Source organism: Roseovarius sp. 10 (assembly GCF_033100315.1).
Classification (GTDB): Bacteria; Pseudomonadota; Alphaproteobacteria; order Rhodobacterales; family Rhodobacteraceae; genus M30B80.
Genome location: NZ_JAWLVH010000002.1, coordinates 81,997 through 97,257 on the forward strand (window position 1 = coordinate 81,997; position 15,261 = coordinate 97,257).

Below are 15,261 nucleotides of genomic sequence, written 5' to 3' on the forward strand. Positions count from 1 at the left end.
CGCATGATCCCCTTGCCCGCACTTCTTGGCCTTTTGGGCGGCATTGCCCTCGGCCTCTTTATGGCCTTTCGCAAAAAGGGCAATAAGCTAGACCTGTTGCATTATGGCGCGGTTTGCGGGCTGATCGGGTTCACTTTGGGCTATTTTGTGATGTTGGTCGTGCCTGCCCCCGTTTAGGCAGCCCTTGCATAAGCACCCCTTGTCCGAGGCGCAGGGCCGCGCCATATCAGCCTTATGTTGAAGCTGACCCCGATCCTTTTGGCCATTGGCTATGCGCTGCTCAGTTACCAGTTCTCAAGCTGGCGACTGAAGCGAGAGCTTGACGAACGCTCAACCCGTTTGGCCGATCCACGACTGCGCGAAATCTCTAAGCGGATGGCCAAGGTGCTCGACCTTGAGGATATTCCTGTCCATCTCTACGAGGTTGATGCCATCAATGGGCTTGCAGCACCGGATGGGCGCATTTTCATTACCCGTGGTTTTTATCAAAAATATCGCGCGGGCGAAGTCACCGCCGAAGAGCTGGCCTCGGTGATCGCGCATGAATTGGGCCATATCTCACTGGGTCACACCAAGCGGCGGATGATTGATTTTTCGGGTCAAAATGCAATCCGTGTTGCCCTCAGCAGCCTTTTGGGGCGGTTGATCCCCGTTGCGGCGGTGGGGATTTGGGTGGCCAATATCCTGACCTCTCTTTTGGCCGCGCGCCTAAGCCGTGCCGATGAATACGAGGCGGATGCCTATGCCGCCTCATTATTGACGGCAAGCGGCATCGGGACAGAGCCGCAAAAATCGCTCTTTCGGAAACTTGAAGCCCTTTCTGGCGGAGGATTGCGCGGGGGGGCGGCGTGGCTGATGAGCCATCCAAGCACGGCTGATCGGATCAAAGCCATCGAAACCCTCGAAGATAAATGGCGCGGGCAAATCCGCTAATCTGCAAGGCGTTTCGCCAATTTTGGCAGGCGCGCACGCTTTAGCATTTTGCGCAGATCAGATGGCGCCTCGCGCAAATCATTCATGCGCGCCAGCACGCCCGCGCAAATTTTGGCCACCAAGTCAGGTTCCTGCGCCCAGATATCGCACAGGTAGCTGTCAGGATGGAGGGCCACGATATCATGGCCCGCCAATTCAGCCCGCGGAAAATCGCGTAGGTTGAAGGTCAAAATGGCTTCGGCCTTTCCCGTGATAGCGGTGGCCAACACATGAATATCAGCACGATCAGGCAGGTAAAGCCGCGCTTCTATCTCAGAATCCGCCTCGATGACGGCAGCGGGGAAATTGGCCCGCAGCAGCGCAATTTCGCCGCGTGCAATCATACCCCCCTCAGGCCCTAGATTACGCTCTGCGGCACGGGCCCATTCCTCGAGAATGCGATCAGACCAAATCGGCGTCACCTGCCCTGCCTGCGCAAGCCCCATCAAACAGTCCCGCAGAACCGTGGGGTATAGCACACAGGCATCCAGACAAAGCCTCATGGCATCAGGCGGAAGGCCAAAGCCTTCAGATAGCCTGTTGCAGTCAAACTTGGATGTTGCGGATGATCAGGCCCCGCGAAGCCCGTATAGATCAATCGCGCCTCACGCCCCGCGCGCCCGATGCCGCGCAAACACGCGGCGCGGAATTTTTCGAGATCGGCCGCGTGCGAACAAGAGCATAGGATGAGCACACCCCCCTCAGCCACCAAGGGGGCTGACAAACGTGCAACGCGTTCATAGGCGCGCAGGCCTTTTTCCAAAGCGGGCTTGGATGGCACAAATGCGGGTGGATCGGCCACGACAAGATCAAACTGCGCAGCCTCGCCTGCCAAGGCCTCAAGAACGTCAAAAGCATCCCCTTGGCGGGTGGAAAATCGCGCCTCGGCCCCCATGGCCTTGGCCCCTTGCGTTGCCAGATCAAGCGCCGCTTGCGAGGCATCAACCGATAGGGCCGAGCGCGCACCCGCAGCCAGACTTGCCAAGGCAAACCCGCCGACATGCGAGAATACATCCAAAACCCGCGCATCCTTGGCCAATTGCGCAGCAAAGGCATGGTTGGGGCGTTGGTCGTAAAAGAGACCAGTCTTTTGTCCCCCCATCACATCGGCCATATAAGTGGCCCCGTTCATGACCACGGGCAATGGCCCAGAAATCGGCGCGCCAGAAAGCTGCACCATCTCCTCGGGGAGGTTTTCCGCGGCGCGCGCGCGGGACGTGCCGTTCTTGATCAGCGTTTCAGCGCCGGTCACATTGTGCAAAGCGGTGGCGATCTCCTCAATCCGATCTTCTAGCCAAATCGCATTGGGTTGGATCACCAAACAGTCGCCAAAGCGGTCAACGATCAGACCTGGCAACCCATCCCCCTCGGCATGGATCAGGCGGTAATAGGGGTCGGGATAGATCTTGTGGCGCAGGTCATGGGCTGCTTGGATCTTTGCCTGCAGCCACGCAGAATCTATCACGACATCCACGCGGCGCTCCAAAACCCGAAAAGCAATCTTCGCCTCAGGTGTCGCGATGCCAAGGGCCAGCGGATTGCGCTCGGCATCCTCTAGAATGGCAAGACTGCCTGCCGCAATCGCGCGGCTGCGGCGATCGAGCACCAGATCATCGGCCCAAGCCCAAGGATGACCAAAGCGGATGGCACGCGCATCGGCCTTGGGACGCAGACGCAAAACGGGAAGGGGCGAAGGATTATGTGTCATGCCCCGCCTTTAGCTCAGAATACCGCGCCCTGAAAGAGGGCGCGAGATCAGAATGTGACGCCTGATGGGGCCAAGGTAGTCGGAATTCGGAAATCATCCAATCATGCATCCGCGCCTCGATGCGCGCACGCTGGGTCAGACCCATCGCTTCGGCTTCCACGGCGCGCCGTCCGCCATAAGCGGCAAAGGTCAGATCCCGTGATGCGGGGCCATAGACCAAGGCACCCGTTGTCGCGTCATAAAGCGAAAAGGTGAATTCGATCTCATGCTCACCGCCAAAGGTGCTGCGCACCAAGGGTGTCTGGGCGTGAAAGAACGACACGTTGAGTTGCAAAACCACTTCACGGCTGCCCTCAAAGGCAGGCAGAAGCCCGCGCATAGGCCGCTCTAGAATGTCACGCACTTGGGCATAGCGATCCCCATAGGGCTCATCCTGCCACAAAAGTTCGACATTGGGTTTCATGGTATTTGCTTCAGAGGTACTAAGGCTGCGCGGCACATTCACGCGCACATCTGTGATCCTCCAGCCCCGCTCACGCATCAACGCCGCAAGGGTGGGTTGGGTTTGTGCCGATGGGTTTGAAACATTTCCGGCAACATCGAAAAAGGTGGATGTGTCAAAGGCGTTGGTCGCTTCGCGGGTTACTGTCCCGTTCGAGACACAGGCCGAAGCCGAGAGCGCCACGGCAACAAGGCCTAATGCGGTTTTCAATCGTGACATATCTTCCCCCATTCTGGGTTTCTTCTCTATCGCAGTGGCCAAGATAGGCGCAGATGCGCCTCAAGAATTGTGCTCGTTTTCAGCACCAATGACCCATAAATGAGGCGGAAATAAGAAAGCCTCGGCACATTGCCGAGGCTATTCTTGATCTCAAACCCCTGCGCGCAGAGGCCCCGCGAGGCGAGGGCCGTAAAATTAGGCCAAATGCGCCGCTTGTTTGCCGCCCAATTTTGCAACAGCGCGGAAGGGGGCGCCAAGTGCGTTAAAGAGTGCGCCAAAGATTTCTTTCATCGCTTCAGCGCGCAAACGGCGGGCTTCAAGCTCTACACGGCGAACATCAGCGAAAGAATAAACAGAAGCAGTTGTCATTTCATTTCTCCTATATGGCTGTCACATCAGCCTTTCTGCTATGCAGCATATGGGACAGCATGGGTGACTTACCACTGCCGATTTGATCATCCCGCCATGCGCCAGGCGCATAGCTCATTAAAAAGCCTATGCGCCTGGCGGCAAAGGTGCGGCTTCCATCGGAAGCGGTGTGGGCATCTCAGGCAGGTCAACCACAGGCGGTGCTGCTACAGGCGGCGGCGCAAGCCCTCCAGTCGCGCGCATCGTAATTTCTTTGCCAAGGCGCACGGCGCGCATGCCTGACTTTTGTCCCAACCGACCGCGCAACACGGCCCGCCCTGTCACATCCTCAAGCCGTATTTCGGTCAATGTTGCATCTGTAAACGGCAGCACAGTGCCGACAGACAGCCCCTCAACCTCAACAAAAGGCAGTTTGCGGCGCATCAAAATGGCCTCAAGCGAAACGCTAGCCTCGCCAATTGCAGCGCCCCATGCCGCGCGCCATTTCTGCCGCTCTGCCTCGGTGAATTTGCGCAGCTTTTTAGGCGCTTGGGCCACGGCATCGGCGCGCCCAATGACAGGCAGGATCAACGCGATCTGCCCCGATTTCACCCCGCCGCCCAACTCAAGGCTTAATTTCCACATGTGATAATCCCGCTCCTCCAAAATCAAAGGCAAGCGATGACGTTCTTCTACAGGTTCCCCCAAAGACAGACGCAACGGCCAATCGCGGGCTTGAAAATCGCCGAATTCCCGCGCGCAGCCGGCCAAAAGTAGGTCGATAAAATCGCGCACCAACACGATATCAACCCGCGTCACGGGGCGGGCGGGGCCTGTTTGTGCCTCAACCCGACCCGTTGTCTGAACCTCGACCATGGCATCGACAATGCCCGAGGACAGCGCCACCGCGCCGTAAATCATAGCTTCTCCTGCACCAGTTTGATCGGGCACTTGCCCCTCGAGAAGGGCGACAAACCCGTCTGTGGGCATGACCATGCCCAAATCCCCCAGATCGCGACCCCAATGAAAGGTCGAGTCTAATGCATTCGGGGAAAGTGTGCCGTAACTGTCACCTGCTGCAATCAAGGCCCGCTGCACCCCACGGATCACCCGCGCCTCTTGCCGCGGATCTGGCGGGGTCGTGGCACTGGCCTGCCGCGGCAGATCACGGCCCAGCATTTTGGACAGGATCCGCGTGTGATCGGATCGATTTTTTGAAATGCCTTCTGTCATCCTGCGCGCTTTCTGCCCCCAAACTCATCGGCCTTTCGGGGATCATAGCCGCGCAAAGGTTGAGCAAAGTTTAAGCCGCGCGCGCCTCCGCTTTGGGAAGGCGCACCAAAAACACGGCTCCGCCTTCTGACGGCACATAGTGCAGCCCCCCGCCAAGGCGCTGCATGATCTCGCGGCTGATGGCCAGACCCAACCCCGCGCCTTGTGCGGGGCGCGTGCCATCAAGGCGCACGAATTTCTCGAAAATCAAACTTCTCTGGCGCTCAGGAATGCCTGCACCATTATCGGCAAATTCCACCTCAAGATGTCGCGCTGTCTCGCGCAGGGTGATGGTGAGGCGCGGGGCCTCTGCCTCGCAATATTTCTGGGCGTTCGAAATCAAATTGATAAAGACCTGCGCCAAACGATCTGCGTCCGTGTTCAGACGAAAGCCCGCCTCCTCCGTCCCATTGTAAATGATCTCAAGGCGATGGCTTTCCTCAAGGGCGGCGGTGGCATTAATCGCCCGCTCTAACACCCGCGCGAGATGCACCTCACTGGGGTTCAGAGAGACATGGCCATTCTCGAGAACGGATAAATCCAGCAAATCATCCAGAAGCCGTGTCAGACGGCGGCTTTCATCATGGATGATCTTCGAGAACCGCGCCCGCGCCGCGTCATCCAAACCGTCAGATTGCATCAGGATTTCAGAAAACGCGCGAATAGAGGTCATAGGCGTGCGCAATTCATGGCTGATCTGCGATAGAAACGCATCTTTTTGCACAGAGAGTTCCGTCAGCTTTTGGTTCACCTCACGCAAGCGCGCCGCGGTGCGGGCCAATTCCGCCGATTGCGCCTCAAGTTTCGATGAATATTCCATGATCTGCGCGGTCTCATCGGCCACAGCCAGAAGGTCTTGCACCGACACGCCTGCGCCGCCCGTAATTTGCCCGACCATCGCATGGGCTGTTGCAGCACCGACAGACCCCGCCAGTTCCCGTTCAAGGCGCTCTAGAAAATCGGGGGTTGGATCGGGCAATTCACTGTCCCGCCCCTGCGCGCGGGCCGCCTGCCCAAACAGACGCGCCGCGCGCCCCGCCCCTAAAATACGCCGCGCCATGATCAAAAGATCATCAGCCGTGCCCTGCGCCGCCTGCCACCCCGATGGGGCATGGGTGTAGTCAAACACTTTGACAAATTGCGCGCCCTGCAAGCGCTCTAGCGGGGACGGGAAGCTTGCCAAAGATACCACGATAAACACAACCGTGTTCAGCCCCAAAGACAGCACCATCGCCGTCAAGAGCGGGTCTGTTCCAGCCATGCCAAGGAAATTATTGGGGCGCAGCCATTGCACTCCCATTGGCCCCAAGGTCAGCACATCATGCAGCAATTCACCCGCAAAGGCATTTGGCAGCAATAGAAGCCACGCCCATACGGCAAAGCCCGTCAAAATGCCCGCCCCTGCCCCAAGCCGCGTGGCCCCGCGCCAGAATATGCCCCCTGCAAGCGCAGGCAAAACCTGCGCCACGCCCAAAAAGGCAATCAACCCCATTGCGGCCAAAGCCTCGGTTCCGCCAGAAAGGCGGTAATAGGCAAGGCCCAGCGCCATGATCCCGAGGATCGAAAACCGCCGCGCCATCAGCGCCACGCGGCGCATATCGCCAGACATCGGATCATCGTGGCGCGTGGCGCGCAGCCAGACAGGCATAATAATATGGTTCGACAACATCGTAGCCAAGGCCAAGGCCGCCACAATGACCATTGAGGTGGCAGCAGAAAACCCGCCCAAAAACGCAAGCAGGGCTAGGAATTCGCGCCCTTGCGACAAAGGCAGGGTCAGAACGAACAAATCAGGGTTCGCGCCTTGCGGCATTTCTTGCAGGCCAGCCACAGCAATTGGCACCACGAAAATCGAAATCAGCAGCATATAAAGCGGGAAGGCCCAAGCCGCCGTTGCCAGATGCCGCTCGTCAGAGTTTTCTACGACCAAGACCTGAAACATCCGCGGCAGGCACAAAATCGCGGCCCCCGATAACAGTGTTAAACCGACCCAACGCGCGCCATTGGACGAGATCGAGGCAAGCGGGCTTGCATCTATCCGCGCCAACATATCCATCGGGCCAGAAGCCACGCCCCAGACCACGAAGACGCCCACAGCGATCAGGGCGAATAACTTGACGATGGCCTCTAGGGCAATAGCGGAAACCAGACCCGGGTGACGCTCGTTCACATCCAAAGAGCGCGTCCCAAACACGATGGTAAAGAGCGCAAGCCCCCCCGCAACCCATATGGCCATCAGGCCTGTATCCATCTCGCGCCCTGAATTTGGCGTGATAAAGGCAGAGAAAGACAGCGTCACTGATTGCATCTGCAAGGCGATATAGGGCGTGGCCCCGATCACCATGAGGATGGTCACGATCGCAGCCAATCCCCCCGATTTCCCATATCGAGACGAGATCATATCCGCGATAGATGTGATCCTTTGCGTGCGCCCAATGCGCACCAATTTTCGCAAGATCCAGAACCATCCGATGAAGACCAAGGTCGGGCCAAGATAGATCGTGATAAACTCAAGTCCTGATCGCGCGGCAGACCCGACCGCGCCGTAAAATGTCCATGCGGTGGTGTAGATCGACAATGACAGCGTATAGGTCACAGGGGATTGCAGCCAACGTGCCTTGCCCTCGGCTGCGCGTTTCTCCGCCCAAAAAGCCGCGCCAAAAAGCCCCACCACATACAGAACCGCAACCGCGACCAACCCGTCAAAGGACAGCATCACCCCTCCCCCGATGCTGGATCGGCCGCAGGGTCTGGGAGGTCTGCGGAGGCATCTTCGCGCTCAATCTGGCGCAGCGCGCGCGACAGAATATAGGTGATTACAATCAAGATTGTCCAAACCGCGAAAAAATAGACAAGCCAGAATGATATCCCCCCTGCCAGTTGCTCGCGCGGGGTGAGGATGAAGGCGGGGCCAAAGAACAACAATCCCCCAAAGACAGGCATCAAAGCAGCCGCATCACGCAGGCGATTCTTGCGATAGCTTTCGCGTTCAAGAAACAAATGCCTGCGCGCAGGTGGCGCCGCGCGGGACGTGTCGCGTGGGGGGCTCATTTAGGCCGATCCTTTTTGCACGGCTGATTTTGCCCCGCGTTCGTCCAAAATTTGGGTCAAAAGTTGCAACATTTCGGAATTGGAAAAGGGTTTGGTCAAATAGGCATCCGCCCCCAACCCAAGCGCCGTCTCGCGATCCTTGGCTTGACCCTTTGCGGTCAGCATGACCACAGGCAATGCCTCCGTGCTTGGATCAGCGCGCAGGTCACGCAGAATATCCAAGCCCGATCTGCCAGGCAGCATGACATCTAATACGATCAGATCAGGGCCATAGCGTTTGACCTCCTCCACGGCGGTGGCCCCATTGCCGTGGCTGCGCACCTCCATTCCAGCACGCGAGAGGATGAACGTGATGGCCTCAAGAATATTGGCCTCATCCTCAACCAGCAAAATGCGGTTCGTCATGATGTCCCTCCCCACAGCAGATATGGGCTTGGCGTTTGCGCCTTCTGTCCCACGCTGCTTTTCCTATGGAATCCCCGCGACACCGCTTTTGTCAATCTTTCTGCATCAAGACCCTAGGCCAGAACAGAAGGCACGCGGCGCGCGGCACAGGCGTCACGCGGGCAAACATGACAACCAGACCCAATGGGAAGCGCGGTTTGCGGCAGGGCATTCTCAGCGTTCTGCAAAGGACGTAGAAGCATCGTTGCATTCAAAATTGGCGCGGCTGCAAACCCCGCACCGCCGCGTGGTTGCGCCACTGCCCATGCATGATAGGCCAAACCGTTGGGCAATTCCAAAACCCCATCCGTTGGCATCATTGGGCGCGACAGCACGGTATATAGCGGCCATAAGGGGCAGCCCGCCCCAAAGCGCGGGATAGAAAACCCCGTAATACGTTTGCGGAACATCAGCGCGCCCGAAGCATCGCAAATCGCAAGTCCGAATTCAGGCATATCAGGGTCAGGCGGCAGCGTGGCCAAGCGGCGCAAGATCAAGGCCACATCCCCCTGCCCTAGATGCAGCAATTGAGACGGGCTATAGCCCACGGATTTGGCGGCAGATTGAAACTGCGCCAAGGGCAATCGCGCAGCATCTTGCGCATAGGCCTGCAACATAGCACGCGCCAAATCCCGCGCTGTGCGATCCTCCATCCCAGCGGCGCGCGCAATCACCGCGTCTATCGCGTCCACCCCATGCGTCTCAATCGCCGCAAAATGATGCCCTGCCGCGTCAAACATGGCCTCAACCGTTTCTTGCGCTGTTGAACTTGCGCCCTCATTTGTGTCGCCTTGTTGCTCAAAATGGCTGAGCATTTGCGTGGCCCGCAACGAGAGGCGTTCTGCTTCCTCGTTGAGGTTGCGATGAAAGCGGGCACGCCATTGCGTTTCGAGATCAGGCTCGCGCACCAAAATATCAGCGGTCGAACGGATTGCCGCAACGCTTGAGAGGATCTCATGCATGGCTTCAGCCAAAACAGGATCATTGGCCAAACGATCCTGCAAACTATCAATCATCGCCTCAAGCGCGGTGATCCTTTTCTGCTGCAAGGTCAAAACCCCCGACCATCCTGGAAAGCGGCCAGACAATTCATCAATGCGATCCAATTCTGGCTCAGCCAAAAGGTTCGGGCGCAAATCTGTCGCGGCCTTGTGCAGCGCGTCAAAAACCGTTGCGTCCGCGCCTGATGACAGGGCGGTCGGCTCGACCGATAGGGCGCGGGCAATATCGACCAATAATTTACCGCCAATTCGGCGGCGGCCATGCTCAATCAGATTGAGATAACTGGGCGAAATCTCGACCGCTTTCGCCAAATCAGCCTGCCGCATCCCCAAAGCACTGCGGCGTTGACGGATACGACTGCCTGTTAGCGCGCTGCTTGAAGGCAGGGCGGCGGTTTTCGTTGTAGGGGGCAGGTCAGCATGGCTCATACTCCCTGCTTATCGCAAGTTGGGCGGCCTTGTAAAAGAATTTACTAACCGCCTCTCGCCTGCCCTACTGGTTGCAGATCATGCGCCCTTCCTCGGTGAGGATTGGCAGCAAAGTGGTTTCGACCACGCCATTATAGAGATACCAGTAACAGTTATCTTCCATCAGGCGCACGCGGCCAATATCTTGCCCATCCGCTGCCAACTCGACCAAAGCCTCTGGCAATTCAACCAAATAGCCCTCGTCATCCACAGGCGGGCTTGTGACGCAACCCGTCAAAAACGCGGCCATCGCCACGGCCCCTGCTGCAAATCGCAGATTTGATCCAGTGAAGTTCAGTATCATCACGACAGAGGCCCCCTATGGCGCATTTGGTTTTTATATGGGCAAGCACACAGCCGCACCCCGCTGTTCGTCAAATCAGATCAATGCAGTTTTTTCAACACATCTGCCAATGTTCCGATCAATTGATCAATATGCGATTTCTCAATGATCAACGGCGGGGACATGGCGATAATATCGCCCGTGGTGCGGATCAAGATGCCTTTTTCATAGGCGTCAAGGAAGGCTGCAAAGGCGCGCTTGGCTGGCTCGCCTGCAATCGGCTCCAGCTCGATCGCACCAATCAAACCCATATTGCGGATGTCTTTGACATGCGGCAGGCCTTTCAGGCTATGCAGCGCCTCTTGCCAATACGGGGCAAGTTGGGCTGCACGCTCGAAAAGGCCCTCTTCCGTATAGGTTTCGAGCGTAGCAATCCCTGCCGCAGAGGCAATCGGGCTGCCTGAATAGGTATAGCCGTGGAAGAGCTCAATCATATGTTCTGGGCCTTGCATAAAGGCATCGTGAATTTCCTTTGTGGCCAGAACCGCCCCCATGGGGATCACACCATTGGTCAAGCCTTTGGCACAGGTGATCAGATCAGGCATGACCCCGAAATGTTCCGCAGCAAAGGACGAGCCCAGACGACCAAACCCTGTGATCACCTCGTCAAAAATCAGCAAAATGCCATGTTTCCGGGTGATCTCGCGCAGGCGCTCAAGATATCCTTTGGGCGGCAGAAGCACACCCGTTGAGCCCGCCATAGGCTCGACAATCACGGCGGCAATGGTTTCAGGCCCGTGCAGCGCCACGATCCGCTCGAGATCATCGGCAAGATGCGCGCCATGCTCAGGCTGACCTTTGCTATAAGCGTTTTCAGCCAGATGCGTATGTGGCAGGTGATCGACACCTGTCAGCAAACTGCCGAAGAATTTGCGGTTATTGACGATGCCGCCCACAGAAATCCCGCCGAAATTTACACCATGATAGCCGCGCTCGCGTCCAATCAGGCGGGTGCGGCTGCCTTGGCCGATGGCCCGCTGATAGGCCAGCGCAATTTTCAAAGCTGTTTCAACGGACTCAGAGCCCGAATTCGTAAAGAACACATGCTCAAAAGGCGCAGGCGCCATATCCCGCAGGCGAGAGGCCAATTCAAACGCCACAGGATGCCCCATCTGGAACGCAGGCGCATAATCCAATTCGCCTGCCTGTTTGCGGATGGCTTCGACAATTTTGGGTCGATTATGACCTGCATTGCAGCACCACAATCCCGCCGTCCCATCCAAAACATCGCGCCCATCCGCTGTTTTGTAGAACATCCCATCGGCTGAGACGAGCATCCGAGGCGCTTTCTTGAACTGCCGATTGGCGGTAAACGGCATCCAAAATGCCGAAAGATCATTGGGTGTGTTCGACCGATCCAAAGCCATGATGCATCTCTCCCGTGGCAAAAGCGCCCTAGTTCCGTTTCCAAGAATATGAACGCCTTTATTGGCTGTGGCGCAAGAGGGAACGGGGCAAATCTATGCGCATATCCTCAATCATTGCATGCGCAATCGTTCTGGCCTATCACAGAAGATGCAAATACAGATAAGGAAAGAAATGCGCATTCGTTGCAAAAGAAGCATAATTTTTTGACCATCTGGTGCTTTCCACTCTGGCCGAGGTGGCATATAGAACTTCTGATTTTGCGGCAATTTAGGGCGCAAACATAAGCGAAGGGCTCAGCCAAAGGCGGGCGAATAATCTGCGAGGGATCCATGAGCAAGAATACGCATGACGGTGACGTTGGCTTTATCAAAGCCTTGGCGGAGTTGCTGCGCGAAAACGATCTGACCGAATTGGAAGTTATCCGCGAGTATGGCGAAGATGACAGCCTGAATGTGCGCGTGGCGCGGCAAATCCATGCGGCCCCCGTTGCAATGGCCCCTGCCCCAGTTGCAGCAGCCCCATCTGCAGCGGCCCCCGTTGCCGCCGCCGCACCCGCAGCGGCCCCTGCCGCCGCCGAAGACCCAACCCAAAGCCCAAATGCGCTGACCTCTCCAATGGTGGGCACCGCATATCTCGCACCAGAACCTGGCGCGGCGGCCTTTGTCTCGGTGGGCGATAAAGTCGCCGAAGGTCAGCCTGTCTTGATCATCGAAGCAATGAAAACCATGAACCAAATCCCAAGCCCGCGCGCAGGCACGGTGAAACGGATTTTGGTGGAAGATGGCTCACCCGTGGAATTCGGCGCGCCATTGATGATCATCGAATAAGATGGCTGCCCGCATGTTCAAAAAAATTCTCATCGCCAATCGCGGGGAAATCGCGCTGCGCGTGATCCGTGCCGCGCGCGAAATGGGTATTGAGACAGTCGCTGTGCATTCCACCGCCGATGCTGATGCGATGCATGTGCGCATGGCCGATGAAAGTGTGTGTATCGGCCCCCCCGCCAGCACCAACAGCTATCTGTCGATCCCCTCTATCATCTCGGCATGCGAGATCACGGGGGCCGAAGCGATTCACCCTGGCTATGGGTTTCTCTCCGAGAACGCGAATTTCGTGCAAATCGTAGAGGATCACGGGATCAAATTCATTGGCCCCTCTGCCGAGCATATCCGCATCATGGGCGATAAAATCACCGCGAAAGAAACGGCAAAGGCGCTTGGTATTCCTTGCGTCCCCGGCTCTGAGGGGGGCGTTCCCGATCTGGACGCGGCCAAGAAAGTCGCCGCCGATATGGGCTACCCCGTCATTATCAAAGCCACTGCAGGGGGCGGCGGTCGCGGCATGAAAGTGGCGCAAAGCGCCAAGGACTTGGAAAACGCATTCCGCACGGCGCGCAGCGAGGCGAAATCTGCCTTTGGCAATGACGCAGTTTATATTGAGAAATACCTCACCACGCCGCGCCATATTGAGGTGCAGGTATTTGGCGATGGTAAGGGCAATGCGGTTCATTTGGGCGAGCGGGATTGTTCGCTGCAGCGCCGTCACCAAAAGGTCTTCGAAGAGGCCCCAGGCCCCTGCATAAGCGAAAAGGAACGCGCCGAGATCGGGGCGATCTGTGCCAATGCGATTGCCAAAATGGGATATGAGGGTGCTGGCACCATTGAATTTCTCTACGAGAAAGGCGCGTTTTATTTCATTGAAATGAACACCCGCTTGCAGGTGGAGCATCCCGTGACCGAAGGGATTTTCGGGGTGGATTTGGTGCGCGAGCAAATTCGCGTGGCAGCGGGCCTGCCGCTCAGCTTTGCGCAGGAAGATTTGCAGATCAACGGCCATGCCATTGAGGTGCGGATCAACGCGGAAAAAGTGCCACAATTCTCCCCCTGCCCCGGCAAGATCACGCAATATCACGCCCCAGGTGGCTTGGGTGTAAGGATGGATAGCGCGCTTTATGATGGCTACCGCATCCCGCCTTATTATGACAGCTTGATTGCCAAGCTGATCGTTCATGGCCGTGACCGACCCGAGGCGCTTGCCCGCCTAAAGCGCGCCTTGTCGGAATTGATTGTGGATGGTGTCGACACCACGGTGCCCTTGTTCCACGATTTGCTCGACCAAGAGGCGGTGCAAACAGGCCAATATAACATCCACTGGCTGGAACATTGGCTGGAAGAAACCTTCGGCAAGGCCTAATTCTAGCACGAAATCAAAGATCACAGGCCAAAATGCGTGCAGCATTTTGGCCTTTATCATGCTAAATTTCATTCATGCCCGACACCCAAGCCGCCCTTGAAATTACCCCGCAACTTCTGTTGCAAGCCTATGCAGCGGGCATATTTCCAATGTCCGAGGGCCGCGATGACCCAAACCTATTTTGGGTTGAGCCAAAACGGCGCGGGATCATTCCTCTAGATGGCTTTCACATATCCCGCAGCCTTGCGCGCAAGATCCGCCAAAACCCGTTTGAGATTAGGATCAATAGTGATTTTGCAGGTGTTGTGGCGGCCTGTGCGGATCGGGATGAAACATGGATCAACGCAGAAATAACCGCTTTATACAGCGCGCTGCATGAGGAAGGCTTCGCCCATTCCCTTGAGCTGTGGCAAGGGCGTGATCTGGTGGGTGGTGTCTATGGGGTGGCGCTTGGGGCTGCGTTTTTTGGGGAAAGTATGTTTTCGCGGGTGCGTGATGCCTCGAAAATTGCGCTCGCCTATTTGGTCGCGCGCCTCAATGCAGGCGGGTTCACGCTCTTTGATGTGCAATTTACCACGCCCCATTTGATCCGTTTAGGTGCTATCGAGATCTCGCGCATCGACTATCGCAAGCGGCTTGATGCGGCGCTTGAGAAACAGGCAGATTTCATGGCGGGCGGGGCCCTATTCACCCCTCAGGATGTGCTACAGCGCAACACCCATACATCATAGCGCGGGTGATCAAAGGCGATCAGCGCGGGGCTAGAGGCCACCATCCATCCATCAAACAAGGCCCGCCCATCGGTGTCGGTGATGCGCATATGGGCGAAAGCATCTGAATTGGCGTCACCCTCAGGATAACGGCATTCAACCATTTCAACCGTGATACGGCCAAGCCGCGCCGCGGCCCCAGTCGCCAATTCCAAATCACGCGACTGCGCCAAGGTTTTGTCCAAGGCGCGCAACAGCGCCCCTGACCCCGTTTCTGTTGCGATTTCTGTGATAGACGTCACGCCGCCCAAATCAGGTTCAGCGGGGCTTGTTTCCAAGAGGACGCCCGATTGCCCCGCATCGCCATTATCGGTCAGGGTCACATCCCCGTTTTCCTCTTGCGGCACGATCACAGGCGCCACCTCCCCCATAGCGGGGGCAGGCGCGATAACTGTGCCGCTGCCAAGAGGAAGGCTGCCTTCACCAAAGGTTTGCGGGCGGCTTGTCTCTGCACCAGTATCAAGCGGCAAAGGATCAATCGGGATCACAACAATGCCATCGGCGGACACTTGCCCATTCAAACCCAAGGATTGATCTTGCGCGCTCACAGGGCCTACGCAAATGGCTGATATCAACGCCAATCCCGCCAGACGCGCCCGCAT

The 15,261-nt window shown here is 57.2% G+C and carries 17 protein-coding genes; 5 read left to right on the forward strand and 12 right to left on the reverse strand.

The genetic code is table 11. The features are described 5' to 3' along the window. Positions 1-3: 3 nt before the first annotated feature. Both RYZ18_RS07630 and RYZ18_RS07635 read left to right on the forward strand, forming a co-directional pair. Positions 4-177: a hypothetical protein gene (locus RYZ18_RS07630; RefSeq protein WP_317655964.1), complete on the forward strand. Its 174-nt coding sequence runs from the start codon at positions 4-6 to the stop codon at positions 175-177. A gap of 57 nt (positions 178-234) precedes the next feature. Next, on the forward strand, positions 235-933 hold the full coding sequence (locus tag RYZ18_RS07635) for a M48 family metallopeptidase (RefSeq protein WP_317655965.1): 699 nt from the start codon (positions 235-237) through the stop codon (positions 931-933). On the opposite strand, the gene RYZ18_RS07640 is transcribed toward RYZ18_RS07635, so the two are convergent. The 11 genes from RYZ18_RS07640 to RYZ18_RS07690 form a co-directional block, all read right to left on the reverse strand. Beyond that, positions 930-1,475: an RSP_2648 family PIN domain-containing protein gene (locus tag RYZ18_RS07640; protein ID WP_317655966.1), complete on the reverse strand. Its 546-nt coding sequence runs from the start codon at positions 1,473-1,475 to the stop codon at positions 930-932. The genes RYZ18_RS07635 and RYZ18_RS07640 overlap by 4 nt on opposite strands. Continuing rightward, positions 1,472-2,680, reverse strand: a complete 1,209-nt coding sequence (locus RYZ18_RS07645) for an RSP_2647 family RNA methyltransferase (RefSeq protein WP_317655968.1) — start codon at positions 2,678-2,680, stop codon at positions 1,472-1,474. The genes RYZ18_RS07640 and RYZ18_RS07645 overlap by 4 nt, the downstream gene beginning before the upstream one ends. Continuing rightward, the gene (locus tag RYZ18_RS07650) at positions 2,670-3,401 is read right to left on the reverse strand and encodes a DUF6778 family protein (protein WP_317655970.1); all 732 of its coding nucleotides are present in this window, start codon (positions 3,399-3,401) and stop codon (positions 2,670-2,672) included. The genes RYZ18_RS07645 and RYZ18_RS07650 overlap by 11 nt, the downstream gene beginning before the upstream one ends. A gap of 195 nt (positions 3,402-3,596) precedes the next feature. Continuing rightward, entirely contained in the window at positions 3,597-3,770 is a 174-nt protein-coding gene (locus RYZ18_RS07655; protein WP_317655971.1) for an RSP_7527 family protein, read from the reverse strand. Between the two features lie 126 nt (positions 3,771-3,896). Further along, complete coding sequence (locus RYZ18_RS07660; RefSeq protein WP_317655973.1) at positions 3,897-4,982, reverse strand: FliM/FliN family flagellar motor switch protein; 1,086 nt, start codon at positions 4,980-4,982, stop codon at positions 3,897-3,899. A 70-nt stretch (positions 4,983-5,052) separates the two neighbouring features. Then, positions 5,053-7,737: an ATP-binding protein gene (locus RYZ18_RS07665; protein WP_317655975.1), complete on the reverse strand. Its 2,685-nt coding sequence runs from the start codon at positions 7,735-7,737 to the stop codon at positions 5,053-5,055. Further along, positions 7,737-8,072 (reverse strand): hypothetical protein, encoded by a 336-nt coding sequence (locus tag RYZ18_RS07670; RefSeq protein ID WP_317655976.1) that lies wholly within the window; start codon positions 8,070-8,072, stop codon positions 7,737-7,739. The genes RYZ18_RS07665 and RYZ18_RS07670 overlap by 1 nt, the downstream gene beginning before the upstream one ends. Beyond that, positions 8,073-8,477, reverse strand: a complete 405-nt coding sequence (locus RYZ18_RS07675) for a response regulator transcription factor (protein ID WP_317655977.1) — start codon at positions 8,475-8,477, stop codon at positions 8,073-8,075. It abuts the gene before it with no gap. Between the two features lie 113 nt (positions 8,478-8,590). Beyond that, on the reverse strand, positions 8,591-9,946 hold the full coding sequence (locus RYZ18_RS07680; protein WP_317655978.1) for an XRE family transcriptional regulator: 1,356 nt from the start codon (positions 9,944-9,946) through the stop codon (positions 8,591-8,593). A gap of 64 nt (positions 9,947-10,010) precedes the next feature. Further along, a complete protein-coding gene (locus RYZ18_RS07685) occupies positions 10,011-10,292 on the reverse strand; it encodes a hypothetical protein (protein ID WP_317655979.1) in 282 nt (93 codons plus the stop codon). 77 nt (positions 10,293-10,369) lie between these two features. Beyond that, positions 10,370-11,695, reverse strand: a complete 1,326-nt coding sequence (locus tag RYZ18_RS07690; RefSeq protein ID WP_317655980.1) for an aspartate aminotransferase family protein — start codon at positions 11,693-11,695, stop codon at positions 10,370-10,372. 330 nt (positions 11,696-12,025) lie between these two features. Between RYZ18_RS07690 and accB the strand changes: the two genes are divergently transcribed. From accB to aat, 3 genes are all read left to right on the forward strand, one after another. After that, positions 12,026-12,523 (forward strand): acetyl-CoA carboxylase biotin carboxyl carrier protein, encoded by a 498-nt coding sequence (gene accB, locus RYZ18_RS07695; protein ID WP_317655981.1) that lies wholly within the window; start codon positions 12,026-12,028, stop codon positions 12,521-12,523. A 13-nt stretch (positions 12,524-12,536) separates the two neighbouring features. Continuing rightward, positions 12,537-13,889, forward strand: a complete 1,353-nt coding sequence (accC, locus tag RYZ18_RS07700; protein WP_317655983.1) for an acetyl-CoA carboxylase biotin carboxylase subunit — start codon at positions 12,537-12,539, stop codon at positions 13,887-13,889. Positions 13,890-13,963: 74 nt separating this feature from the next. Continuing rightward, positions 13,964-14,620, forward strand: coding sequence for a leucyl/phenylalanyl-tRNA--protein transferase (aat, locus tag RYZ18_RS07705; protein ID WP_317655984.1), 657 nt, complete (start codon positions 13,964-13,966; stop codon positions 14,618-14,620). Here aat and RYZ18_RS07710 read toward each other — a convergent pair. Continuing rightward, positions 14,584-15,261, reverse strand: a complete 678-nt coding sequence (locus tag RYZ18_RS07710; protein ID WP_317655985.1) for a DUF2155 domain-containing protein — start codon at positions 15,259-15,261, stop codon at positions 14,584-14,586. The two genes, aat and RYZ18_RS07710, sit on opposite strands and share 37 nt — an antisense overlap.